At 52.1% G+C, this 24,884-nt stretch carries 24 protein-coding genes; 5 read left to right on the forward strand and 19 right to left on the reverse strand.

Annotated features, from left to right (window positions below):
* Positions 1–85: 85 nt before the first annotated feature.
* From LLG46_11755 to LLG46_11820, 14 genes are all read right to left on the reverse strand, one after another.
* Positions 86–1,855, reverse strand: a complete 1,770-nt coding sequence (locus tag LLG46_11755; GenBank protein MCE5323974.1) for a [FeFe] hydrogenase, group A — start codon at positions 1,853–1,855, stop codon at positions 86–88.
* A 415-nt stretch (positions 1,856–2,270) separates the two neighbouring features.
* Positions 2,271–3,890, reverse strand: a complete 1,620-nt coding sequence (locus tag LLG46_11760; GenBank protein ID MCE5323975.1) for an SLBB domain-containing protein — start codon at positions 3,888–3,890, stop codon at positions 2,271–2,273.
* The gene (gene nuoE / locus LLG46_11765) at positions 3,891–4,418 is read right to left on the reverse strand and encodes an NADH-quinone oxidoreductase subunit NuoE (protein ID MCE5323976.1); all 528 of its coding nucleotides are present in this window, start codon (positions 4,416–4,418) and stop codon (positions 3,891–3,893) included.
* An 875-nt stretch (positions 4,419–5,293) separates the two neighbouring features.
* On the reverse strand, positions 5,294–7,087 hold the full coding sequence (locus tag LLG46_11770; protein ID MCE5323977.1) for a [FeFe] hydrogenase, group A: 1,794 nt from the start codon (positions 7,085–7,087) through the stop codon (positions 5,294–5,296).
* Positions 7,088–7,244: 157 nt separating this feature from the next.
* Positions 7,245–10,289 carry an NADH-quinone oxidoreductase subunit NuoF gene (gene nuoF, locus LLG46_11775; GenBank protein ID MCE5323978.1) on the reverse strand — a complete coding sequence of 1,015 codons (3,045 nt, stop codon included), beginning with the start codon at positions 10,287–10,289 and terminating at the stop codon, positions 7,245–7,247.
* Positions 10,290–10,292: 3 nt separating this feature from the next.
* On the reverse strand, positions 10,293–10,811 hold the full coding sequence (locus tag LLG46_11780; GenBank protein MCE5323979.1) for an NAD(P)H-dependent oxidoreductase subunit E: 519 nt from the start codon (positions 10,809–10,811) through the stop codon (positions 10,293–10,295).
* 219 nt (positions 10,812–11,030) lie between these two features.
* The gene (locus LLG46_11785; GenBank protein MCE5323980.1) at positions 11,031–11,390 is read right to left on the reverse strand and encodes a (2Fe-2S) ferredoxin domain-containing protein; all 360 of its coding nucleotides are present in this window, start codon (positions 11,388–11,390) and stop codon (positions 11,031–11,033) included.
* A 216-nt stretch (positions 11,391–11,606) separates the two neighbouring features.
* Positions 11,607–11,975, reverse strand: a complete 369-nt coding sequence (locus LLG46_11790; GenBank protein ID MCE5323981.1) for a hypothetical protein — start codon at positions 11,973–11,975, stop codon at positions 11,607–11,609.
* Between the two features lie 91 nt (positions 11,976–12,066).
* Positions 12,067–12,606 (reverse strand): ATP-binding protein, encoded by a 540-nt coding sequence (locus LLG46_11795; protein MCE5323982.1) that lies wholly within the window; start codon positions 12,604–12,606, stop codon positions 12,067–12,069.
* Positions 12,599–13,378: a PHP domain-containing protein gene (locus LLG46_11800; protein MCE5323983.1), complete on the reverse strand. Its 780-nt coding sequence runs from the start codon at positions 13,376–13,378 to the stop codon at positions 12,599–12,601. Before LLG46_11800 ends, LLG46_11795 begins: the two co-directional genes overlap by 8 nt.
* Position 13,379: 1 nt before the next feature.
* Positions 13,380–13,712 (reverse strand): serine kinase, encoded by a 333-nt coding sequence (locus LLG46_11805; GenBank protein ID MCE5323984.1) that lies wholly within the window; start codon positions 13,710–13,712, stop codon positions 13,380–13,382.
* Positions 13,669–15,093: a 4Fe-4S dicluster domain-containing protein gene (locus LLG46_11810; protein MCE5323985.1), complete on the reverse strand. Its 1,425-nt coding sequence runs from the start codon at positions 15,091–15,093 to the stop codon at positions 13,669–13,671. The genes LLG46_11805 and LLG46_11810 overlap by 44 nt, the downstream gene beginning before the upstream one ends.
* Entirely contained in the window at positions 15,086–15,499 is a 414-nt protein-coding gene (locus LLG46_11815) for an ATP-binding protein (protein ID MCE5323986.1), read from the reverse strand. Before LLG46_11815 ends, LLG46_11810 begins: the two co-directional genes overlap by 8 nt.
* A gap of 121 nt (positions 15,500–15,620) precedes the next feature.
* Positions 15,621–16,016: a hypothetical protein gene (locus tag LLG46_11820; protein ID MCE5323987.1), complete on the reverse strand. Its 396-nt coding sequence runs from the start codon at positions 16,014–16,016 to the stop codon at positions 15,621–15,623.
* A 376-nt stretch (positions 16,017–16,392) separates the two neighbouring features.
* On the opposite strand from LLG46_11820, the gene LLG46_11825 reads away from it, so the two are divergent.
* Positions 16,393–17,046 carry a hypothetical protein gene (locus tag LLG46_11825; GenBank protein MCE5323988.1) on the forward strand — a complete coding sequence of 218 codons (654 nt, stop codon included), beginning with the start codon at positions 16,393–16,395 and terminating at the stop codon, positions 17,044–17,046.
* A 37-nt stretch (positions 17,047–17,083) separates the two neighbouring features.
* On the opposite strand, the gene LLG46_11830 is transcribed toward LLG46_11825, so the two are convergent.
* Complete coding sequence (locus LLG46_11830) at positions 17,084–17,737, reverse strand: prepilin-type N-terminal cleavage/methylation domain-containing protein (GenBank protein MCE5323989.1); 654 nt, start codon at positions 17,735–17,737, stop codon at positions 17,084–17,086.
* A 173-nt stretch (positions 17,738–17,910) separates the two neighbouring features.
* Between LLG46_11830 and LLG46_11835 the strand changes: the two genes are divergently transcribed.
* Positions 17,911–18,138 (forward strand): hypothetical protein, encoded by a 228-nt coding sequence (locus tag LLG46_11835; protein MCE5323990.1) that lies wholly within the window; start codon positions 17,911–17,913, stop codon positions 18,136–18,138.
* A 166-nt stretch (positions 18,139–18,304) separates the two neighbouring features.
* Here the strand turns inward: LLG46_11835 and LLG46_11840 are convergent, their stop codons facing one another.
* The 3 genes from LLG46_11840 to LLG46_11850 all read right to left on the reverse strand — a co-directional run bounded on the left by LLG46_11840 (position 18,305) and on the right by LLG46_11850 (position 21,050).
* Positions 18,305–19,774, reverse strand: coding sequence for a Do family serine endopeptidase (locus tag LLG46_11840; GenBank protein MCE5323991.1), 1,470 nt, complete (start codon positions 19,772–19,774; stop codon positions 18,305–18,307).
* Between the two features lie 145 nt (positions 19,775–19,919).
* On the reverse strand, positions 19,920–20,456 hold the full coding sequence (locus LLG46_11845) for a zf-HC2 domain-containing protein (GenBank protein MCE5323992.1): 537 nt from the start codon (positions 20,454–20,456) through the stop codon (positions 19,920–19,922).
* 15 nt (positions 20,457–20,471) lie between these two features.
* Positions 20,472–21,050, reverse strand: a complete 579-nt coding sequence (locus tag LLG46_11850) for a sigma-70 family RNA polymerase sigma factor (GenBank protein ID MCE5323993.1) — start codon at positions 21,048–21,050, stop codon at positions 20,472–20,474.
* 366 nt (positions 21,051–21,416) lie between these two features.
* Here LLG46_11850 and LLG46_11855 point away from each other — a divergent pair, with 366 nt between their 5' ends.
* Positions 21,417–22,286, forward strand: a complete 870-nt coding sequence (locus tag LLG46_11855) for an NlpC/P60 family protein (protein ID MCE5323994.1) — start codon at positions 21,417–21,419, stop codon at positions 22,284–22,286.
* Between the two features lie 2 nt (positions 22,287–22,288).
* On the opposite strand, the gene LLG46_11860 is transcribed toward LLG46_11855, so the two are convergent.
* Positions 22,289–22,612 (reverse strand): hypothetical protein, encoded by a 324-nt coding sequence (locus LLG46_11860; GenBank protein MCE5323995.1) that lies wholly within the window; start codon positions 22,610–22,612, stop codon positions 22,289–22,291.
* A 247-nt stretch (positions 22,613–22,859) separates the two neighbouring features.
* Between LLG46_11860 and LLG46_11865 the strand changes: the two genes are divergently transcribed.
* Together LLG46_11865 and LLG46_11870 are read left to right on the forward strand one after the other, a co-directional pair.
* Entirely contained in the window at positions 22,860–23,453 is a 594-nt protein-coding gene (locus tag LLG46_11865) for a hypothetical protein (GenBank protein MCE5323996.1), read from the forward strand.
* 235 nt (positions 23,454–23,688) lie between these two features.
* Positions 23,689–24,884, forward strand: a 1,196-nt coding sequence (locus LLG46_11870; GenBank protein MCE5323997.1) for a YifB family Mg chelatase-like AAA ATPase, incomplete at its 3' end; no start/stop codon positions are given.

Here is a 24,884-nt window from a genome sequence, read left to right on the forward strand (position 1 = left end):
AATTGCAACTCGGCATAAGCTAGGCACAAAAATGGGAGGAGCCTTACGACCCCTCCCAGCATATAACACTCAATATATCTTCCGATTACTTAACTTTCACCTTTATCGGCTTTTTCGCCTCTTGTTTGACCGTGCGGCAAGACCGCGGGGTGTAGTGAGTATGCAAAAGCTCATGGCTCTTGTGTGATAGAGGTTTGTCTAAGAATTCCTCGTATAATTTAACAACAGCCGGGTTTTCATGACTCTTACGGATAGCCATAGACTCGTCTTCATCATAGATAGCCTTAACACGAGCCTTGCGAATTTCCTCTGAGGTCGGTTGAGGCTGACCGCCGCCGCCTATGCAACCGCCGGGACAGCACATGATCTCGATAAAGTGATAGTCCTTGAACTCACCATTTTTGATACCTTCGAGGACCTGGCGAGCATTGGCTAGACCATGAGCAACAGCAGCTTTCACCGACAGATCACCGACCATGACAGTTGCCGACCGCACACCCTCCATTCCGCGCACTGCTTCGATATTGATATCTGGAACCGGCTGACCCGTAATTAGCTCATAGGCTGTTCTTAGAGCAGCTTCCATGACTCCGCCCGTGTTGCCGAAGATGACCGCAGCGCCAGTCGACATTCCAAGCGGATCGTCATATTCACTGTCAGCCAAGTTAGGCAAATCTATACCGGCCTCTTTCATCATACCGGCTGCCTCACGGGTCGTCAGGACATAGTCCACGTCCTGATAGCCCGAATCGGCCATCTCAGGCCTTTCGCACTCGAACTTCTTTGCGACACACGGCATGATCGAAACCGAGACGATATTCGCCGGATCGATACCCATCTTCTGGGCATAGTACGTCTTCGCGAGGGCACCGAACATCTGCTGCGGACTCTTGCAGCTCGACACATGCGGGAGCAACTCTGGATAATAATATTCGATAAACTTGATCCACCCAGGCGAGCATGACGTAAGCTGCGGGAGTACCCCACCCGTCTTTATTCTCTCGATAAGCTCGCTGCCCTCTTCCATGATCGTGAGATCGGCAGTGAAGTCCGTGTCCATAACGCGGTCGAACCCCATCATCTTAAGAGCTGTAACCATCTTTCCAGTTACACGGCTCCCGGCGGGCATGCCGAACTCTTCACCTATTGCAGCGCGAACGGCAGGAGCTGTCTGCACGAGGACATGCTTGGTCGGGTCATAAATCGCCTCCCAAATCTTGGCGGCGGGATCATTGCCCTTGAGAGCACCGGTCGGGCAGCGATTGATGCATTGGCCGCAGTTCACACAGACCACATCCGCAAGTTCATCGCCCATTCCCGGCACTATCACAGCATTCCATCCACGATTGGCAGCATGCAGTGCAGCCACGCTTTGGATGTCATCGCATGTGCGCACGCATCTGTTGCAGAGTATGCACTTTTCAGGATCGCGGATCACAGACAGGCTCGACTGATCCTTATCCCAAATCTTGCGCTCACCCTTGAAACGTATATCCTGAATGCCGAACTCTTTAGCAAGCGCCTGAAGTTCACACTTTCCACTTTTGGCGCATGTCAGACACTCCTGTGGATGGTTCGCCAGCATGAGTTCAACGATCATTTTGCGCGCCTCACGCACCCTTGGCGTATGCGTCAGAACTTCCATTCCGTCGGAAACCGGATAGCAGCACGCAGCACACAGTGTTCTCTGTCCCTTTACCTCCACCGAACATACCCGGCACACACCGTCGGGCATGAGGTCGGAGTGGTAACAGAGCGTCGGTATGTAGATTCCTGCCTTGCGAGCAGCAGTCAGGATGGTATCGCCCGGTTCGGCTATCAGACTCTGTCCGTTTATCGTAAGGTTAATTGCCATAGTTTATCACCTTTACAAGAATTGTTTCAGTATGGTTCAAAGCAGATTCCTCGTCGTTCCTCCTCGGAATGACTGAGCTTGAAACGATATTTCTGCATATTGATGCGATATCTTACGTCAAAACACAATACTCAATACAATATATTAAGTACCAAATCAGTTGCCCTCTCCCCCAGGAGAGGGAGTTAAGGTCGGCACTTCGAGACAATAATCAATACAATATACTAAACACTAACGCATTATGCGGATTAAACTATTGTTTTAGTCCCCGTAGGGGGACTTTGTGCCTTTGTAGCCGCGAATTTATTCGCCGTGCGGTTGAAACCGCAGCTACAACAGCACGAAGTCGGCCTTCGCCGACTGAAAAAGGCATTGTTCACGCTCAATCTAATCCGCATTACGCGTAAATACTAAATCAGGCCTGCGCCTCCTCAAGAACTTTATCCATCGCACAGACGCCTGCCGGGCAGACTTTATCTCTCACGTGAGCCAGATATTCATCCCTAAAAAGAGGCAGACTGCTCCTAAACGCCACAGCCGCAAACTGCCCCAGTCCGCACTTCGACGAAGCCGCCATAGTGTCGCCCAGCGATTCGAGCAGTTTCAGGTCTTCCTCACTGCCCGCGCCGGATGTCCACCAGTTCAGGATTTCAAGAATTCGTTTTGTTCCCTCGCGGCACGGCACGCACTGCCCACAGCTCTCGTGATAGAAGAACTCGGCGACATTTTGCATGAGGTCTACGATGCACCTGCTCTCATCGAGCACGATCAGCGCTCCCGCACCCGGCGTAAGGTCCTCAGCACAAAGACGCCTGTCCAGCGCATCCTCACCGACCACAACACCACTTGGTCCGCCCATCAGACAAGCCTTAAAGCGCCTGCCGCTCTTGATACCGCCCGCAAGGTTGTATATTACCTCCCGCAGCGTGACCCCGAATTGCACTTCATACACACCGGGATAGAGCACATCGCCGCATGGCGAGAATATCTTTGTGCCCTTGGTCTTCTCTGTTCCAAGCGTGCAATACCAGTCCGCGCCGAATGCGACTATATGCGGAACGGTAGCCAGGGTCTCGACATTGTTTATGACAGTCGGGCTGCCCATCAGGCCGTAGGTCGGTGGGAAGGGCGGCTTCATCCGAGACTCGCCGCGTTTTCCTTCCAAAGACTCCAGCAGAGCGGTCTCTTCACCACAGATATAGGCTCCAGCACCCTTGAAAATCTTGATATCGAAGTCGAACCCTGACCCGAAGATATTCTTGCCGAGGATACCCATAGCCCGGGCATCCGCGATAGCCTTCTCCGTATGAGAAACCGACTGATGATACTCGCCGCGAATATATATGTAGCCCTCGCCGGCGCCCACCGCGTAGCCCGCGATGATCATTCCCTCGATTACCTGATGTGGGTCGCCTTCGAGTATCAGCCGATCCTTGAAGTTGCCCGGCTCGCCCTCGTCCGCATTGCAGATCACGGCCTTGTGCTTGTCGGTCGCCTTAGCGGTAAACTCCCACTTCAGTCCCGTCGGGAAACCCGCTCCGCCGCGACCCTTGAGCTGAGACGCTTTGACCTGGGCTATCACATCTTCGGGTTTCATCCCCGTAAGAGCCTTGGCAAGACCGTCATAGCCGCCATGCGCGATATATTCGTCAATGCTGGTCGGGTCGATCACACCGACATTCTTGAGGACCACCCTCACCTCACCAGCGCGCGGTTTGGCTTTGCCGTCGACCACTGCAGCCGATGGACCCGTATATACCAATCGCTTGACCTGCCTGCCCTTGAGCAGATGCTCCTCTACGATCTCCGGGATATCTTGGGCAGTAACATTTGCATAGGTCACGCCCTCGGGATATATTACCAGCGCCGGACCGGCTCCTGTAAGCCCCAGATCGCCCGTCTCGACCACTTTGATCTCTTTATCCAGACCCTTTTTCTTGATCTCATTGACCAGCGCTGTCTTTATGGCCATCGCGCCTTTGAGGACGGCGGGTGTGCCCGTGTCTACCAAAACATGTGCTCTATAGAACGACATTTATCTGCCCTCCTTTGCGCCGACCCCGGTGTTTCCGGTGTTTCGGGAACTTGTTCCCGAAACATATTTCGCCAGAATCCCCGGCACCATCTCTGGCGTGAGATTGCCGTAGACATCGTCATTGACCATCATCGCGGGCGCAACACCACACAGACCCATGCAGCTCACAGTCTCGAAAGTAAAAATGCCGTCCTCCGTGGTCTCGCCCGGCTTTATACCGAGTTCCGCGGTGACGGCATCTCGAATCTGCTTACTGTCCTCGATGTGGCATGGCGGCGAGTCGCATAAGCGCACAATGTGCCTGCCGTGCGGCTTGGTGTAGAACAGGCTGTAGAACGTGGCGACGCCATGGACATCGCCCACGGTCACATCCAGCCTTTCCGCCACTGTCTCCATCACCTCGGGCGAGAGGAAACCTAACTCGTCCTGAAGCTCATGAAGCAGTGGGATCAGATTACGTTTGTCACTGTCATATTTTTCGATGATCTCTACGATCAGCGAACTGCATCCACACGAATCACAACCCACAGTTTTCCTCCGAAGAATTTAGTATTGTTTATTTTTGATTGATTATTTGCTGCTCGCCTTCGGTCCTCAACGTTGGGTGAACAGATGAGAATTTCTAAATTCTGAATTTCAAATCATGAGTTCATAATCACTCAAAATTATATTGACGGTCTTTCAAGCGCGATCAAGAATGTTGTCATATGAACAAGAAGACATGTTGCCAAAACAACAATCACAACAATCAGTATCGGTTTATAACTAAAGCGACTCCGCAATAAAATTAGGGTTATTAAGAATTGGCCGCCGTAAATTATCCACCCTATCCACCACTCATCAAAATTGAACCCGCCGAACTTGTGGAATGGAGGATTTTTCCTCCCTGCACCTGGAAAATGCAAAATAAGGCTGATCCAGACACCAAGCAAAAGTACGCTACTAACCAAAACCGGAGCTATATTCTGTCGGGTTATTTTGTCGCGTAATACGTGCAAATACTTCTCCTACCATTGTCACCATATTTTTCGGTGTATCGAGAATTTGTTCCCAAATGGACGCTTCTCCAGAGCCGCTGAGTCATTGAACACTCACTGTGTTCAGCGTCTCATAATTTTCAGCGTTTCAGTGGTTCCGAAAGGCTTCACCCTCACCGCAACCCTCTCCCCCAGGAGAGGGAGTTGGGTGGCGATTCGGAAATCGCCACCCAGGCTGGCAGATATGAGATACCTTGTCATTCCCGCGAAAGCGGGAATCCAGACGCTAAGTTTTCATTGAAGCGCCTGTTTCTGGATTCCCAGTCAAGCTGGGAATGACATAGTTTCATACCTTAGTTTCGGGACACACCCTGTCCCTGTCATCAAGCCATTAAACAATTAGACTATCAAACCATCAAACCAAAACTACTTCTTGGACTCGACCTTTTCGATATCGTCCACAGGCACATCCGTCGGCCAGATAGACCTGGAAGTATACTTCGTGTGAAGCAGTTGGTGCGACTTATGGCCCAGCGGCTCGCCAAGGAACTCCTTATAGAGCGCCATCACGGCAGGGTTCTCGTGACTCTTTCGCACGGGCAGACCCTCGTCTTCACGATATATGGCCTCGATCCGCTTCTGCCTGATCTCGTCGTTTGTCGGAATAGGCTGGCCGCCTCCGCCGATACACCCGCCGGGGCAGCACATGATCTCTATGAAGTGATAGTCGGCCTTGCCCTCCATAATCAGGTCCATCAGCTTGCGGGCATTGGAAAGCCCACTGGCTACGGCAACCTTTACGTCCAGTTGACCCTTGCCCTCGGCACATACAAGCGGAATGGTGGCTTCCTTGACACCTTCCAGGCCGCGAACGGCTGTCAGGTTCACATCTTTGAGAGTTTCGCCTGTAACCACCTCATATACAGTGCGCAGAGCAGCTTCCATAACGCCGCCTGTCGCACCGAATATGACCGCCGCGCCCGTGGAGATACCCAGAGGCTCATCGAACGGCTCATCGGGCAGGTTCGGGAAGTCCACACCCATCTCGCGCATCATCTGAGCGGCTTCGCGGGTCGTCAGGACCGCATCCACATCAGGAATATCATCGACACTGCACATCTCATCGCGCCCGGCTTCCAGTTTCTTGGCTGTGCACGGCATGATCGAGACGCAATATATGTTCTCTGGCTTGACACCGATCTTGTCGGCATAATATGTCTTTGCCAGAGCGCCGAACATCTGCTGCGGGCTCTTGCAGCTCGATAGATGCGGCAGCAGTTCGGGGTAGAAGTGCTCGATGAAGTTGATCCAGCCCGGCGAGCATGACGTAATCATCGGGAGCACGCCGCCCGTCTTAAGGCGCTGGAGAAGTTCGTTGCCTTCTTCAAGGATCGTAAGGTCGGCGGTGAAGTCCGTATCAAAGACTTTGTCGAACCCAAGTCTGCGCAGACCCGCCACCATCTTCTTTGTGACCAGGCTCCCTGCAGGCATACCGAACTCTTCACCAATCGCGGCTCGAACGGCAGGAGCTGTCTGCACGATGACATACTTCTCCGGGTCATTAATGGCATCCCATACGCGCTCAATATGACTCTTCTCACGCAGAGCGCCCACCGGACATATGCTGATACACTGCCCGCATGCCACGCAAGCCACATCGCCCAGGTTCTTCTTTGCGGCGGGAGCAATCACAGTCTCGAACCCCCGCTCGACAGGGAATAGCTGCCCCACACTCTGCACCTCATTGCAGACAGTAACGCACCTGCGGCATAGAATGCACTTGCTAGAGTCGCGGACAATGCTCGGGGAACTGGTGTCAACCAGCACAGGCGGCATTTCGCCCTCGAAGCGGTTCTCCTGAATGCCCATACGCTTGGCCAGGGCTTGCAGTTCGCAGTTGAGACTGCGAACGCATGTCAGACACTCCTGCCTGTGCGCAGAGAGCATCAGTTCGACCACAGTCCTGCGCGCGTCATGGACGCGCCTGGTGTTGGTATGCACGACCATACCGTCGGCCACGGGAAACGCGCAGCTTGCCTGCAGACCTCGTCCGCCCTCGACCTCTACCAAGCACACCCGGCATGCGCCAAGAGCCTTGTGGCCGTCCATATGGCAGAGTGTCGGAATATATATCCCCGCGGCGCGCGCAGCATCCAGAGCTGTGCTGCCTTTGGGGACTTCCACTGTTATGTTATCAACGGTTACTTTGATGTTTTCCATAGGTTTCCTCTTTCGTTCGGAACTAAAAGCTATGTGCGAAGGACTGCGCCCTCACCCGATCCTTTCCCGCTAGGGAGAGGATTCTTTGCTCTCCCCCAGGAGAGGGAGTTACGCTGCCTTCGACAGCGGCTCGGCAGGAGCCTCGCCCTCCCATTTGCTATGTCCCTGCATCGCACCTCAGACACCTGGCGGCCTCGCGGAGCGCCTGTTCTCTGGTAAAGCCCAAATCGACCTCGGTCATACCCACGCGCTTCTCCACAGCGAGCATATTGCAGCACACGCGCGGAGTCTCGACTATATCGTCCACATCCTCTGGAGCTTTCGGAATCTCAATATCCTCAGCATCCGAGGCAAGCTCGCCATAGCCGCCCAGGTATCGGTCGATTGAGATTGCAGCTTTGATGCCGTCACCGATAGCGCCGATCACAGTCCACGGACCCTTCACGACATCGCCACCCGCGAATACACCATCGAGGTTTGTCTTCATAGTCGACTCCTCGATCTGGACAGTGCCTCCACGCTTGGTCTTGAGGTCTTCTCCTGCGAATTTGACGTCAGGCTCCTGGCTGATAGCAGTGATGACCGTATCGACCGGCAGATCGAAGATTGCCCCGTCGATAGGCTTGGGAGCGCGGCGTCCTGACTTGTCGAAGTCTGCAAGCTCCAGCATTTGGCACTTGAGAGTCTTGACCTTACCGCCCTCACCGACAGCCTCGACCGGGAGCGAGAGATACTTGATCTCGATCCCTTCGACCTCAGCTTCATGAATCTCTTCCTCGGCCGCGGGCATATCGTCACGCAGTCTGCGGTAGACGATTGTCACTTTCTTCGCTCCGAGACGATGGGCAGTGCGCGCAGCATCGATTGCGGCATTGCCACCGCCGACCACTGCAACCTTCTCGCCGACCTTGATCGTATTCCTGCCCAGGTTCACATCCTTGAGGAACGTGATCGAATCATATATGCCGTTCAGGCTCTCGCCCGGAATGCCGAGTGTCCAACCTTTGTCTGCGCCGACAGCAATGAATACGGCGTCGTAGTCATTCTTGATCTTCTCGAATGGAATATCTTTGCCGATGCGCGTATTTAGCTTGATCTCAACGCCGAGCTGCTTGATCATATCGATCTCACCGGCAAGGACTTCACGCGGAAGCCTGTACGGCGGGATGCAGCTTGCAAGCATGCCTCCTGCGACAGGGTCAGCCTCGAATACAGTGGGAACATGACCCATCCTTGCGAGGTGATACGCCGCCGTGAGACCCGCGGGTCCGCCGCCGATGACGGCGACTTTCTTACCTGCGACCCTTGAGAGTCTCTTCGACGGAAGAGGCAGATTGCCGTTTTCTGCGGAGTCGGCTGCAAATCGCTTTAGAGCACGGATCGAGAGAGGCTCGTCAATCTGAGCGCGCCTGCACTTGTCCTCGCAAGGCGCATTGCATACACGCCCACAGACCGATGTGAACGGGTTCTTGTCGCGGATCAAACGCAGGGCATCGGTAAACCTGCGAGCACCGATCAAAGCGACATACTGCGGAACATGCGTCCCGGCAGGGCATGTATGCGAACACGGCGCATCAAAGAGCGAGTTGCATACACATGCAGGGCAGCGCTTGTCTTTGATATGAGCTTCATACTCATGGCGGAAATAGCGGATGGTCGACAGGACCGGGTTCGGAGCCGTCTGGCCCAGACCACAGAGCGCTGAGTCGCGTATCTGTGTTCCCAGGTCTATCAGCAGCTCTATATCGCCATCCTGACCCAGCCCATGGGCGATCCGGGTCAAAATTTCAAGCATACGCTTGGTCCCAACCCGGCATGGGGTGCATTTGCCGCAGCTCTCGTCCTGAATAAAGTCGAGGAAATAGCGGGCAAGGTCCACCATACATGTGTTTTCGTCCATAATGATGAGACCGCCCGACCCCATCATCGCGCCCAGTTCCTTGAGCGAGTCATAGTCCATCGGGACGTTGAGATGCTCCTTGGGAATACACCCGCCCGAAGGTCCACCGGCTTGAGCGGCCTTGAATTTCTTGCCGTTGCGCACACCGCCGCCGATATCGAATATGATATCGCCCAGTGTGGTCCCCATCGGGACTTCGACAAGACCTGAGTTATTGATAGCGCCTGCCAGCGCGAATACTTTAGTTCCCTTGCTGCCCTCAGTGCCGATTGCAGCGAAGGCATCTGCTCCATTTTGGATGATCCATGTGATGTTGGCGTAGCTCTCGACGTTATTAAGCAGCGTCGGGCACTCCCAGAGGCCGGATATCGCCGGGAACGGCGGTCTCGGCCTTGGCTCGCCGCGCTTACCCTCGATACTCGCCATGAGGGCTGTCTCTTCACCGCAGACGAACGCTCCCGCGCCGATCCTGATGTCCAAATCGAACCCGAAACCGGTGCCCATAATGTTCTTTGAGAGGAACCCCCACTCTCTGGCCTGGTTGATAGCTGTCTGGAGTCTCTCGATAGCCAGAGGATACTCGGCACGGACATAGACATAACCCTGATTCGCGCCGACCGCATAGCCTGCAATCGTCATAGCTTCTATAACCGAATGCGGGTCGCCCTCAAGGACGCTGCGGTCCATGAATGCGCCCGGGTCACCCTCGTCGGCGTTGCACAATACGTATTTCTGATCGCCCGTTGCCTTTGCGGTAAACTCCCACTTGAGACCAGTCGGGAAGCCGCCGCCGCCGCGTCCGCGCAATCCTGATTTCTTGACCTGGTCGATAACCTGCTCGGGTGTCATCTCACCAAGGGCTTTGGCTAGGGCTGAATAGCCATCGCGGGCTATATACTCCTCAATATTGCCCGGGTCGATAATGCCGCAGTTGCGCAGGACGATCTTGAGCTGCCTCTTGAAGAAAGGCACATCCTGCATCCTGGGCAAGACGGATTCGCCCTCGCCCTCTTTGTGCATAAGGTCCTCGACAGGGCGGCCTTTGAGCAAATGCTCCTCGACTATCCGCTTTGCGCCCTCAGGAGTGAGTTTTTCATAAAAAGTGCCGTCGGGTAAAATTGCTGCGACCGGACCGAGGTTGCATGACCCCATGCAGCCGGTCATTACGAGTTTTACTTCATCGGCAAGGCCATGGCTTTCGATCTCGCTGCGCATAGCCTCGGCCACATCCTTGCATCCGCACGAGACGCATCCCGCGCCCGCGCAGACAAGCACATGAGTCCTATAAAACTGATCAGCCATCTGTTAGCTCCCCCTGTACTTCTTGATGATCTCCGGAATCTTGTCCACTTTGACGCGGCGATAGATATCCGGGCCTACCGTAACGACCGGCGCGAGGCCGCAAGCGCCCACGCATCGGTTCACTTCAAGGGAGAACTCCCTGTCCTCTGTGGTATTATTGACCTTTATGCCGAGTTCGTGCTCGAACTTTTCGAGGACCTGCTTTCCACCGCGGACATAGCATGCAGTCCCGAGGCATACCCTGATCGTATGCTTGCCCCGTGGGACCGTGGTAAAGAATGAATAAAAACTGAGCACGCCGTGCACCTCACTCAAGGGCACATCCAGTCCCTTGGCGATGCGCGCCTGAACCTTTTCAGGCAGCCAGCCAAAAAGCTCCTGAGCGGCATGCAGGGTCTGGATCAGTGGACCCTTCACTTCCTTATGTTTGGCTATAATCTTATCCAGTTCTTCGTAAAGCCTGGCTTCTTCCTCTTGCGCGGCTTTTGCCTTGGCCTCACATTCACAAGTGTGTGTCGACAACTTCCTCTTACCTCCTTCGAAAATGCGGAGCATTTTCGTTCCCTTCGTGGCGAACACAACAACACCGCGGAGCAGTCGCGAAAGTGTTCATGCCACGATTCCTAACGGGTTTCTGAAGCCCCCTCAGAGCGTTCATACACCCCTAAGCGCTTCGCGCAATTATGAATCATGAATCGTCTCTGCCCGCAATCCATGATTCAGATTTCAAGATTCAGATAATTAGCTCGCTGAAACGACCCAGTCGCCGATGATACTGCCATTGACGATATGCTGGGCGATGATCTGACGTGCTTTATCCGCATCGATATAACCATATGTCACGGACTTGCCGTCCTTGATTACATCGACCGTCGGCTCCTGCTCGCACAGCCCTTTGCATCCGGTCTGTGTGACCGACACATCGGATATCCCGCGTTTGTCGAGTTCATCCAGTATGGCAGTCATCACTTCACGAGCGCCCGCCGCTATTCCGCATGTGCCCATTGCGACGACCACCTTTGCAGAAAACTTGCCCTCGCGCAGTTTCATCTGCTCAAGAGCTTTCTCCCGCACTTTCTTTAGATCTTCGAGTGTTTTCATAAATTGTTTCACCCCCTGATAGATTTAGTATTTTAGATTTGATATTGATTATTCGCCGAAACTTATTCATGTTCGGGCGCGATTTCCGATCGCGACCGGAAATGAATCATGCGATTTGAAATCGTAAACTTCTTTTCCGGGCTGGATCAGATATCCAGCCCGATCAAAGATCAAAGATTTAGTATTTTAGATTTGGGATTGATTATTTGCTGAAACTTATTCGTATGCGTCTATTGCAAAGTCCATACGGCCTCTCTTGTCAAAGATTACATAAATCGGTCCGTCAAGCCATTTGAATCCAAACAAATCGTATCTGTAAACCCGACTATCTGAGTCTTTTACAACACCCCTGCCGCATTTGCTCAATTCTTCAGTCGAGCTTTGTGATTCGCTAAACCCACGTAATACACTTTTCACCTGAATGCGTGTCATACCAGGACACAGCGCATTATATGAATGTGTCAAATAAGCAAACGTGCTTAGTCCGAGAATGATATACATAACAAAAGCGGTGACTATTACCAACACAACAGTCATTAATATCCGCTTGATAGTCCATGTTTTCTTCTTAACGATCACATCCATAGACTCATAACGTCCCTGATGTCGATGGTCGGGGGGATTCTTGCCCTTGACCTCTCTTCGCGGGCATTCCTGCCCGTAGAGATTTTATACTTTAGATTTGGTATTGATAATTTTTCTGTATATATTCGCTCAGCCATCTGAGCACAGCGCCCTCATTTATAGGCACACCGTCGAGTTCGGCTTTCACATCATCCGTATCCAGCAAAAAAACCTCATTATCCATACTCTGCGTATATCTCAAATGCAGATCAGGATTGACCGCCACTATGCTCACAACGGTCGATGCCATATCCCCCAAAGGCGCGCGGTCAATATGACTGAGTCTGAAAACCGCTTCAATTTTTGTACCGACACCCGGAACTGAATCTATCGACAGACTGCCGTCACACGACTTGGCCGCCTCCTCAAACATGGGGATGCCAAGCCCCACTCTTCGGGTCGTGCGAGTAGTAGTGAACGGGTCACGCACCCTCGCCAGGAAATCTGCATCCATCCCGCGGCCGTTATCCTTGAGCGAGATTGTGAGTTTATCAGCCTTTGTATCTGCAGCAACTTCAATATCAAGCCTGGTGGCGCCCGCTGCAATGGAGTTTTGAGCCAGGTCAAGGATGTGCATTGAAAGCTCACGCATTCTCCACCCTCCTGCCATGCTCACCCCTGCACGCCATTCTTATCTCGCCCACATTTCGATGTTCCAGATGCAATATAGTCCGCCTCTGGCCTATCGCATCCAGCCAGTGCGCATCCGAGTTTTGAATAATGGGTTTATCACCCACACTGGGGAAAGCACACCGCGCCTGGTCCGGCGTCATGTTGATGCTGATCTCGAGCGCATCGAAATCCGGTGAGTCGGGAATCATAGCCAGAACGTCGATCATGCCGGTTGATTTTCTGTCAATGTGCGATGGGATCATTATCCCGCCTATACTGCTCACTCTCTGATAAACCTCGTCTATGTCCATTGTGGTCGGCAGGGCGATATGCTTGTTGCAATGCCTGATGAACTCGCCCTCCGAGTCGACCACAAACTGCTGCTCGGAAAATAAATAATTGCCTGCCATATTGACCAGGCTCTCGTATACAACCGCCTGCATCGCCTCTGCCTGATCCACCAGGTCAAACAGACACAGCAAGTGCACACCCTCCACCGACTGCACTTCCAGACCCGGCATTACTCTGATCCCGCTGCTTTTTGCCGCTTCGATTACAGCCCCTGCGTTTTCGCACGAATTGTGATCGGCGATGCCTATAATGTCCAGTCTGGCCGCCTTTGCCGCCTCAATGATAAGCGGCGGTATCATCTCCAGCTCACCGCACGGCGAGAGCAGAGTATGTATATGCAGATCGGCCTGATATGCCTTTATGCGTTTCGAGTTATGAGTTATTTGTTGTGCACTGCGCACATCAGCAGCTCCGTATGCCCATCTCGTTGAGCTTGCCTACCAGTTCGTAGAGCGACATATCGGTAGTATATAAAGAAACGTTTTCCACTTTTGCTTTTGTGATTGTGCTGGGTTCAGGCTCGACTCCTCCGGCAATCACCACACCCGCCAGGTTCAGCATTACTGCGACACCGATGACATTGATATGCTTCTGATTTGTGACCCATATCGCGCCGTTTTTCGCCTTTGCGAGGACATCACTGAGCAGGTCGGAAGCGTAACCGGAGGTCACCTCCACATTTGCACTGGCTTCATTTCTCGGTATCAGGTTTAGTTTTTGCGCTATGTTCTCCAATAGCATTCTCTATCTCCGCCTTCTTCTCTACATGCCCCATCGCCGGAGGGGCTTTTTCAGCCAGTTCCATCATCTCTCCCGCAAGCTGTGCCACCCGTTCTCTGAGCTTGAACACGCAGTCCATTTCGTTTGCCAGACCCCTGACCACATCTTCGGCGAGTGCACGACAGTTCGGAGCGCCGCAGCTTCCGCAGTCCAACCCCGGCAAATCTTCGACAATTCTCTCCATCTGCTCCATCTTGCGGATCGCCACAGCCATGTCATCATCGAGCTTCAATGTCGGCCTCGGCTCTATGGGTCTATCGTGACGGAACCAGTCTTCATTATCGAGAGCCTCACAGGCCATTTCGTCACAAAGAACACCGTCGAGCCTGCCCGCATTATCGGTCGCAAGTATCCGCACCCGCCGCCGGGTAATAAATGAGTTCTCTACAGTTAGCACGCCTCCGACACATCCGCCCACACAGGCCTGAGCCTCGATGTAGTCGATGTCGGAAAGTTTGCCTCGTTCGACATCTTCCAAAATTTGGATCACACTGTGTATTCCATCCACCGCAATCTGCCGTGAGCCGCCTATTGACTGATTTTCGCCGCCCGAGCGCGCCCATCCAAGTCCAAGCCCGCTTCCCGGCTTAAGATCAGCAACAATCTGATCCAATTCTTCTTGGTTATGGTTGAGTTTTTCTCGAATGAGCGGATATACTTCAGCAATTGGGATCGCGCCGGATATGGTGTTATCCTCGGTCCCTGCAGGTTCGTTGACGGCACTGACCTTGCCGGGACATGGGCTGATAAACCAAACACCCACATCCTTGGGATCAAGTCCCATCTTCTCGGTAACATGATTTCGAGCAATATTGGCTGCTGCACGCATGGGTGAAAGCACAGGCAGTATATGCTCGACCAGGTTCGGAAATCTCACCTGGATCAGCCTGACGACCGCCGGGCACGCGGAAGATATGAAAGGTCTGATTTCACTGGGTGCACTGATTGCCTCGCGAATTTTCTTACCCACAAGGTCTGCTGCAAACGCCACGTCCACAACATCATCGAACCCAATCGCAAGCAGAGCCGCCATTACATGACGCGGATCGATGCCTTCGCGAAACTGCCCATATATTGCCGGAGCAGGCAGCGCAACGTTGTATTTATATGCCTTGAGGTTTTCCAGGGTGTCTGCCACAACAATTTTCGCCTGGTTAGGACAGATTCGCACGCATTCACCGCAGTCTATGCAGCGCTCCTCAATGATGTGAGCTTTGCCGTCGCGCACGCGGATAGCCTCGGTCGGGCATCGCTTGATGCAGTTCACACATCCTTTGCACTTGTCCTCCATCAGGTGGACGGAGTGGAAATACTGCTGATTTTTGACCTTAAGCATTTTCAAATACCATGCGGACCGTAGTTCCTATGCCTCTGCGAGATTTGATCTCCATCTGTGAGGCACAATTCTTCATATTCGGCAGCCCCATACCAGCACCGAAACCCATCTCTCTGACATAGTCCGGTGCAGTCGAGTAACCCGGAGTCATGGCCATTTCTATGTCTTCGATGCCCGGACCTTCATCCTCCACGACGATAATTACCTGATTTATGTCCGCATCCAGAGTCACGAACCCGTGATGAGCATGTATCACAACGTTCATCTCGGCTTCATAGCAGGCGACCGCAACTCTACGGACGACAGTGGAATCCGAGCCTATCTGTTGGAGGATTTTCTTTACCTTGCTTGAAGCATCCCCCGCCTTATTAAAATCGCCTCCCTGCACCTCAAATACAAAGTGCAATGAGGTTGTACTGTCAATAGCGTTATGATCCATAGGCGTTTTGGTTTGATGGTGAGATCGTTTGATAATCAAGTGCTGTGTATGCACAATCAAACTATCAAACCTTCAGACCCTCAGACTCTCAAACCTTTATACTATCCGACTCTTGACGTTCCTTGCAGCCTGCAAGCCCTGCCTTATACAGTCTTCCGCAGCTTTCATATAAAGGATGCGGCGAAAGAATGAGGACAAGCCCCAGAGCCTGAGCCATGCGGACTGCATGTTCATCCGGCCTTTTGTCCCTGACAAAAACAATGCCCTTAAGGTCCAGCATTTCGGCAGTCCTTACCACCTGGGCATTGGTGAGCCCCGTCAGCAGCACCGATCCCGAGCGAGTGAACGCAAGAACATCGCTCATCAGATCGCACCCGCATGCGCTGGAAACCGTCTCATGCGCTCTGTCCATGCCGCAAATAATAGACCCGTCAAGCATCTCGCAAATCTGCGAGAGCGAAAAATTGATACTACCGTCGCCCATCTATTGCCCGCACCACATTTACTATGAGGCAGAACCTCGTGATATTTTTCACAATGGGTCTCTAAAACAAAACAAGACCACATTTCAATTATATGCAACGCATACAGTGATGTCAACCAAATCTTCTTATTGTCGAGTGATATTTCACTATTGAATCTGCTGCTGTCCAATAGGTACCAATTGTTACATATTTAACGGTTTGCAATTCTGTCTTGAGCGTGTGAAGTGTTTCTAAATACGGTATATTCCCAGTCGGTCGCCACTTGCGCGTAACCGAGGCAAAAACCTGCCTGTCGCCGGGTGTTTATTTGTTAGTTCCCTTTCATTAATACCCGTTTTTGAGGACATTTTGCATTTATGCCTGAGTTTGGAAGGAATGCCGACCTATATTAGTAAAGTAATATATACTGCAATGAATGACATCGAAAACAACGCTCCCGAGATGGAGCAGCAAACAAATACAGAGTCCGAAGTTGTCCCTGTGGGCATTGCCCGCCTGAGGGACGAGTGGCGTGCGCATGGCCTGACTGAAAAAACCGCCGATGCAACTGAAGATGATTCAGAGTCGATCGTCTTTCCCGAAGTGGATGGAGGAGCCGGGGTCGGAGACTACACGCTTGAGTGCGATATTATAATGAACCGTCTTGCCCTCTCCCATGAGGCCATGGACCGTCTCATATCGAGTGGAGAGATCGACTCGATCCTGGTGCAGGGATCGGATGGCAAACCCAGGCGCATGCTCAGTGAATCGTCGGTAAGGCGCTTCGAGCAGGACTCCGCGATAGATCCTCAGGCTCTTACCCGCGCCGCCAAAGCCATGGCCAATGCATCGCTGGTTGAGTCGGTCCAGGAACTGACCGCCGAGGTCGAAGAACTGCGAAATACTCAGGGCAAGGTCCTTCAACAGATGAAAGACGTACTCCTGCTGGAGGTGCGTAACCTCAAAGAACAGGAGCGCGACCTCACCTCATTCGTATATGAGCTGGCGCAAGAGGTTAGAAATTCCACCGGCAAGAAGCACAAAAAATGATATCATAGCAGGCGCACAGCCCTACAAACCGCACTTCCTAGCCCTTACGCAGATAATCCCACCAGGCTTGGCTGTACCAGTCTCCCTTGTCGCACTCGGCCTTGAGCGCGGCCTTCGGAGCACATTTGACATGCCCGTCGCAATATGATAGACAAGTGCCGCCCAAATGGATATTGTCTGGAATGTTGGTGCTGTTGTCGATGGCAAAATATCCGTCATCATGGTTGCCGTCATGTATAAGCAGCATGACATTGCGCGCTCTGCCCGCACATTCCGTCTCAAGTTTCAGGTTATATCTTATATCGCCCTTGACATCGTAAGTGCCCATAAACATATTCATTGCGTACGATAAAGGCTTTTTGCCGGACGGACAAGCAAACACTTTCTCGTTTCGTATCCATTTCCAAATAGGGGCTTGTCTTACATCAACCCCATTAATTCCAACGCAGCCGGCCCAATCTCGGGAAAAATGACCTCCAGGGTGAACAGGCGGCATTATGCCGCTATTGTCGTCGCAATATTGAAATATGGCCATTGTGAGCTGCCTCAAGTTGCTGGTACATGTTGTCGCCCTGCCCTTTTCCTTCACGTTTGTAAGGACCGGAAACAGTATTGCCGCCAGAATGGCGATGATGGCAATGACGACCAGCAGTTCGATCAGCGTGAACCCTTTTTTTCTCAGCGAAACCAATATCCTATCCCCAATATCGAGCAAACGATGATGCGACTATGTACTAGTATTATGTTATCAGCATAGCTGATTGTCAACAGCGCTTATGCACTTTTTCATCCCATTGCCGACATCAAGACTCAAATGTTTCATAATTACACAACAGGGTATACAAATTATGTGCAGATATTTGAGTGAGGCGAGTTGCGTTGATCGACAAGGATACATCACCCGAGGGCTATAAACATAAGTGTACATACTGCGGAAAACCCATCCTTGAGGGAGAGCAGATATTAGCTGTTCCTGAGGAAGGATCAGTAGCCATGCCGTTTTGTAGTCAGGAATGTGTTGACGCATATATGTCGGCGGTCCATGAGGAAAGCGACGAAGAAGAGGATATATTCAGAGCCGGTGCAACATAGTCAGGATTATGCACAAGAGAGCTAACCCGAGAAGGGGCTCGCCCTGCCTGACCACAAGCCCCGCGGTCTATGGACTGCGGGGCTTTGATCCGTAACCTGCCAGCTATTACGTGAATAATGCTCTCAGAGACCCGGATTATGTGGTAAGCGCATAATCCGGGTCAGTTTAGTCCATTGTCATTTCGATTATGACATTGCGGTCGCCGCGCTGCACCACAACAATGGATGTATCGCCGCTCTTGAGCTTGCTCACAGCTTTTGCGAATGACGCAACACTGGTGATCGGAGCATCATCTATCTCAGTGATGACGTCCTTGACGGCAAACCCTGCCCTCTCGGCGGGAGTGCCCGGCTCCACTTTGCGAACAACGACGCCCTTAATGTCTTTGTCCACGCCGATAGATTCCGCCACATCGGGAGTCAGAGGCTGTACTGTAAGCCCTGTCTTGACCGAATCCTCGTCGGATGTCGATATGCCGTTCAATTTATCAGGCACTTCGCCGACTTTCACAGTCAGCGTTTTCTCTGCCTTTTCGCGGACCACGGTCACCTTAACAGGCGTGTTTGGAGCTATAGTCTCGACTGCATGTCTGAGCGCCGCCGCATTCTTGGTCTGCTTACCATCCACGCTCGTAATAACATCCTTGACCTTGATGCCGCCATTGTCTGCTGGAGAATCACTCTGAACATCCTCCACAAGTACGCCTTCTTTTACCCCAAGCTTTTTGGATAGTGTGAGAGTAAGATCTTTCATACTCACTCCCAGATATCCTCTGACCACTTTGCCCTTTTCGATAAGTTGAGCCATTACGAATTTTGCGGTATTGACCGGTATTGCAAACCCGATGCCGACATTACCGCCGGATGTGGAATAAATAGCCCCGTTGATCCCCATCACCTTACCATTAAGGTCCACCAGCGGACCGCCGGAATTACCAGGGTTGATCGACGCATCGGTCTGAATTATTTCAGGATATGGAAGGTCTTCCTGAGAATTGGACCCTTCGACTTCCTTGCGAATCGCGCTCACGACACCGACCGTCATCGTGTTTCTGAGTCTGAATGGAGCGCCCATGGCAATAGCCCACTGACCGACTTTCACCTTATCCGAGTCGGCAAACTGAGCTGCCGGAAGGTCCTTTGCGTCTATCTTGACCAGAGCCAGGTCCGTGCGAGGATCGAGCAATACTGTGCCCTTGAACTCACGGCCGTCCAGGAGTTTGACGGTGACTCTATCCGCATCGGCAACGACATGGCTGTTGGTGAGAATGTATCCGTCCGAGCGGACAATGATGCCCGATCCGCTGGCAACCTGCGTCTGTTTTTGGGTCTGCTGAGACTGCCGCGGCATGCTGAATGGACCGAAGTTGAAGAAGTCATCAAAGCCGGAGAACGGGTCGCGCACTTCGACTGTCTTTTCCCTGGTGATATAAACGACACTTGGTCCGACTTTATCGGCGACATCTTCAAAAGCGGTGCGCCAGTCCGATAAAGCCGCATCTTTAGTGGCGGCAATCGCGGTGGATGGAGAATGATGATAATAGTTTGCAGCAAGCGAAAAACCGAGCGCAATGCTCAATAGACATACAACCACAATACTGGGCTGCTTCAGCGCCTTACTCAACGCCGTACGCATATTTTGTCGATCCTCCTGTTCGAGTGGTGATTTATCTTACGACCGATTTGACGTGTGAGCTTCCGAAGTGGTTCCATAAAAATGAGTATTGTCCGGGGCAAGAATACCCCGGACAATCTGGTTACTCACAGCTCATAGCTCTCTGCTATCTGATGCTTGCAAATTTAAGATCGGAATGTGTAAGCTCGCTGACATTGTCTTTGACAATAAGCGGCTGAGGCTGGTCGGTCAAGATATACGAGTTAGCGGATATATTCGGAGAGTATTTGACGCCGGATGTATATGCTCCATATTGCGACATAGCCATCTCCTGACCGGACTTCATGCTCACATCGTTTACGCCACCAGCCGACATGATCACGAGCGCAAAACCCGAAACTGCCAGAGCGGCAGCGACCGGACTCAGCTTCTGGTGCATAAGATTGACCACAGAGTTGATGATTTTCTGATATCGCGGCACTTCGACAGCATCAAGCGTTGTCAATATCGAAGCAGCAAGGTCCTGCCTGGGCTTGACGGCATCGAGCCTGAACAGCATCTGCTTTACCAGCCTTATCGATTCATACTCTTCGGTGCAATCCGTGCAATCTCCCAGATGCCTTCTGATTTCAAGCATCTCCGCCCCCGTAAGCTCACCATCCACATAAGCGGACATCAAACTCACCACTCGTCTGCAATTCATAGCCTGCCACCTACCTTACAAAAACTGACCAGCATATACCTTTAATTTGTTTCTCAGGAGCCTCCTGCCCCTATGCAATCGCGATCTGACAGTACCGATATTTGTATCGGTAGCTTCCGCGATCTCTTCATAGGAAAGGCCTTCGATATCTGCGTAAATCACCGTCAGGCGAAACACTTCAGGCAGAGTATCCAGAGCCTCCTGAATCCGGCTGTCCATCTCCCTGGACAAAACGGCATCTTCAGGTCCGTCCGACGTATCCGCGATATCCATCGCCACTTCACCCTCGGCAGTCACGACCGGCTGGTCGAGTGATCGTATCGCCGCCTTAGGTCTCCTGCGAAGCTTATCAATAAACACGTTGGACATTATCTTATATAGCCAACTGTCGAATGGGAGTTCCCGTCGATACTGCCCAAAAAACCTGAATGCTCTGATAAACGCATCCTGGACCAGGTCCTCCGCGTCCGCATGATTGCCGGCCATTCTATATGCTATGTTGTACGCCTGCTTATGATATCGTTCGACAAGCGCGTCAAACTCTCTCCTGTCATCGCTCCGAGTCGTGTCGGAGACGGTATCAGCAAGTTCCACCAAAGCGGCCTCCACCTTTCTTCCTATACTGAAATACGCTGGGCAGCGAGCACGAGTTCCCGGCATTCCCCGGCAAAAATACTTGTTTTTCCGGGTGATGACCGGGCTAGCCCTAATCATACCTTGCCCATACACCATTATTATACTAAGAGGTGACCCACAATTCAAGTCAAAGCCGGGTCGATACCATGTCAAAAAAAGTTATCAATTCTGGTTTATAGTACTTGACAGGCTTCCTGCATCTTCGCTACAATTACCCCGACAAAGGGTGATGGGCGTTCTCATAGATGCGAGCGCCTCCGACCGCGTGCCGTCGGAGAAGACGAAAGTGGGCACCGGCAATCAACATCGAAGGGACGTGATGTATTGACGGAAAAAAGGCTAAGCAGCGTCTTACTCGCAATAGTATTTGTATTATCATCGACCGCAGCTTTTGCAGGCTCGGTTTCATATAAAGTCAAAAAGGGCGACACCCTTTGGGCAATCGCAAAAAAATACCACACCACTCCCGGCAAAATCGCCGCAGCAAACGGTGTCAGCGAGAATGCCACTCTGGCACTCGGCAAGACAATTAGAATCCCCACCAAATATTCTGCACCAACGGCCAAATCATACTCCGCAAAGGCTGCAAGTGGATACAGTGTTCACACCAAAGCCAACGATGTGTGTCTTAGGAAAGGACCCGGCACGAGCAGTGCAAAGATAACAGTCCTACCAATCGGAACGACCGGCAAGGTGCTTGCCATTAAGGGGTCATGGGCTAAGATAGCGCTGTCGAATGGGACATGCGGATATGTTTACAGGCCATTGATAGCCAAAGGAGAGGGCACTGCGGCAAACACCACCACAGAGACCGCGAACTCAGCTCCCGCAAACAGTAATCTTATCCAGACCGCCCTGGCATGCAGGGGTTCCAGATATGTGCGAGGCGGCACAAGCCGCGGTGGTTTCGACTGCTCAGGCTTTACACGATACGTATTCGCGAAATATGGAATTTCTTTACCCCACTCTTCCGCTGCACAGTCCAGGTTAGGCACAGGCGTTTCGCGCGATAGTCTAAAATCCGGCGACCTGGTATTCTTCCAAACATATCGGCGTGGAATATCACACGTGGGCATATATATAGGCAATGGGCAGTTCGTGCATGCAGCCACATACGGTAGAGGAGTAAGAGTCGATTCTCTTAACTCTGGATATTACTCCGGCAGATATCGCTGTGCAAGACGCGTGAAATAAGCCTATTTGTAGGGGTTCTTATGCGCTCCGACAAGCAGCGCTATATAAGAGAACACAAGAAGCAGCGTAAACACTCCAATATGCGAAGGCGAGCCTCCATAGCTGCCCGTTGCAAGTAATAGAACAAGCAGAACGAAGTTGGTAATGCTCGCCACAAGGAAGACTGCCGAATACAGCCAATACATCAGCTTTCTTGCCGACACCACCTTAGCCGATTCCTGCACATACCTATAATACGAGTGCGCACCCATCACGACGGTCAGCAAAAGCGCCGAAAAAACTCTGAATGCATAAAACCAGTTTACACCGCCGATATGGTCGTGCACTGTAGGCCTCCGTTCGAGTGTCCAGGCCATTGTAGCATAGTGTATAGAATCGAGCAATCAGGACTGCAAGAAAATGAGTTTAGCAACTTATATAATTACAGCAATATGCTTATCACTGAGTGCCTGCTGTGCGCCTGAAAGTACGGCCATAGAAACCACACCGATACAAGACAAACCAGAGTTATCGCAGACCTGCTCACTGCACCCTACCCTCTCATACAAATACAAACCCGATTTAGAGTTTGTTATGGCAGATAATCCCGCGCAAACAGCAGCGCCTGACATATCACGACCAAAAGGCATGTGGGCAGGCAGCGCGTCAAAATTTTTCAAGGGAGCATTCGTTGGTTTTGCAGGACATGAACTCGGCCATGTGATCGCCAATTACTCACTCGGGACAGACCCCTATCTGAAGTCTGTCAATTATGGACCGATACCGTTTTTCACCATAGAGCCAGGCAGACCTCTGACTCGCCGCGAGCATTATATCACCGCCTCAGCCGGTTTCAACGCACAAAATATCATCGACGAATGGATACTGATCAAACACCCGAATTTGAGCGATGAAGACGAGCCATATTTGAAGGGAATAACCGCTTTCAATTTCTGGTTAAGTGTCGGTTATGCCGCATCGGCGCTGACAAAGACAGGTCCAAGCGAGCGCGACACCAAGGGCATGGCCGATGCTCTGGGCTGGAATGAACGTTGGGTCGGAGCGATGATCCTTGTGCCAACGGCACTGGACACATATCGCTACAAACATCCCGACGCAGAATGGGCGGTCACGGCAAGTCGCATAAGCAAGCTGGCAATGATATTACTGGCTCTTGACACACCATAGCGCTCAGAGTTTGGTTTGATGGTCTGATGGCATCCCAAAACTAAAATGTCGCTCATATGTCATTCTCGCAAAAGCGGGAATCCAGACACTCACCTTTGGCCGGATTGCCGGTTTCTGGATTCCCAGTCAAGCTGGGAATGACACAGGTTTATTTACACTTGCATCCTCAGCAATTATTTGACGAGTATGTCGCCCACAGATATAATAAAGTTAGGAATATATGGAGAGCCGATCTATGCTTGCGCAGGTAATGTCGAGTGCGGTAAACGGAATCGATGCTTATTTAGTGGAGGTGGAGGTCGACATAACCCCTGCCCTACCCAGTTTCACAATCGTGGGTCTGCCTGATGCAGCCGTGCGCGAGTCTATAGAGCGTGTGCGTGCGGCAATCAAAAACTGCGGCCTTGAGTTCCCCGCGCGTAGGATCACGATCAACCTCGCACCCGCCGATGTCAGGAAGGAAGGTCCCTCATTCGACCTGCCGATAGCAGTCGGCATACTGGCGGCAAGCGGACAGATAGAGATGGACTCCATAAGAGACTGCATAATTGTCGGCGAGTTGAGTCTCGATGGAAATGTCAGGCATGTCAGCGGAGTTCTGCCCATTGCGCTGCGTGCTCGTGAGATGAAGATCAAGCGAATGCTGGTCCCGGCGCATAATGTCAAGGAAGCCGCTATTGTCCAGGAAATCGACGTCTATCCTGTAACAAACCTCACTGAAGTTGTCCAAATCCTCAACGAGCCGGGTCATATGCTTCCTGCAATGTTCGATCCAAAAGAGTTCGATGCGCTTGACGAACCAAGTTACGAGGTCGATTTTTGCGATGTAAAGGGTCAAGAGACGGTAAAACGCGCACTCGAAATTGCTGCGGCGGGCGGTCACAATATTCTTATGGTCGGGCCACCCGGCAGCGGCAAGACAATGCTTGCACGTCGTATTCCGACTATCCTGCCCCCGCTGAATATGGAAGAGGCTCTGGAAGTAACCAAACTCTACAGTGTATGCGGTCTGTTGAGTTCAAACGAAGCGCTGATAACCAAGCGGGCGTTTCGTTCACCTCATCACACAATATCGAACGCAGGGCTTACCGGCGGTGGAACATATCCGCGTCCGGGTGAAGTTAGCCTGGCGCATCGGGGAGTGCTGTTTCTGGATGAGTTCCCCGAGTTCAAACGCGACGTGCTGGAAGTAATGCGCCAGCCCCTAGAAGATGGTCATGTTACCATAGCGAGAGCGCAGGCATCCCTGACATACCCGGCAAGCTTCATGCTCGTAGCTGCTATGAACCCATGCCCTTGTGGCTTCTACAACGACCACCTCAAAAACTGTACATGCACTCCGCATATGATCCAAAAGTATCTTCAGCGAATCTCCGGTCCAATGCTCGACAGAATCGATATCCACGTCGAGGTTCCACGCCTGAAGCAGAA

The organism is bacterium (assembly GCA_021371935.1).
In the GTDB taxonomy this organism is placed as follows: Bacteria; Armatimonadota; UBA5829; order UBA5829; family UBA5829; genus UBA5829.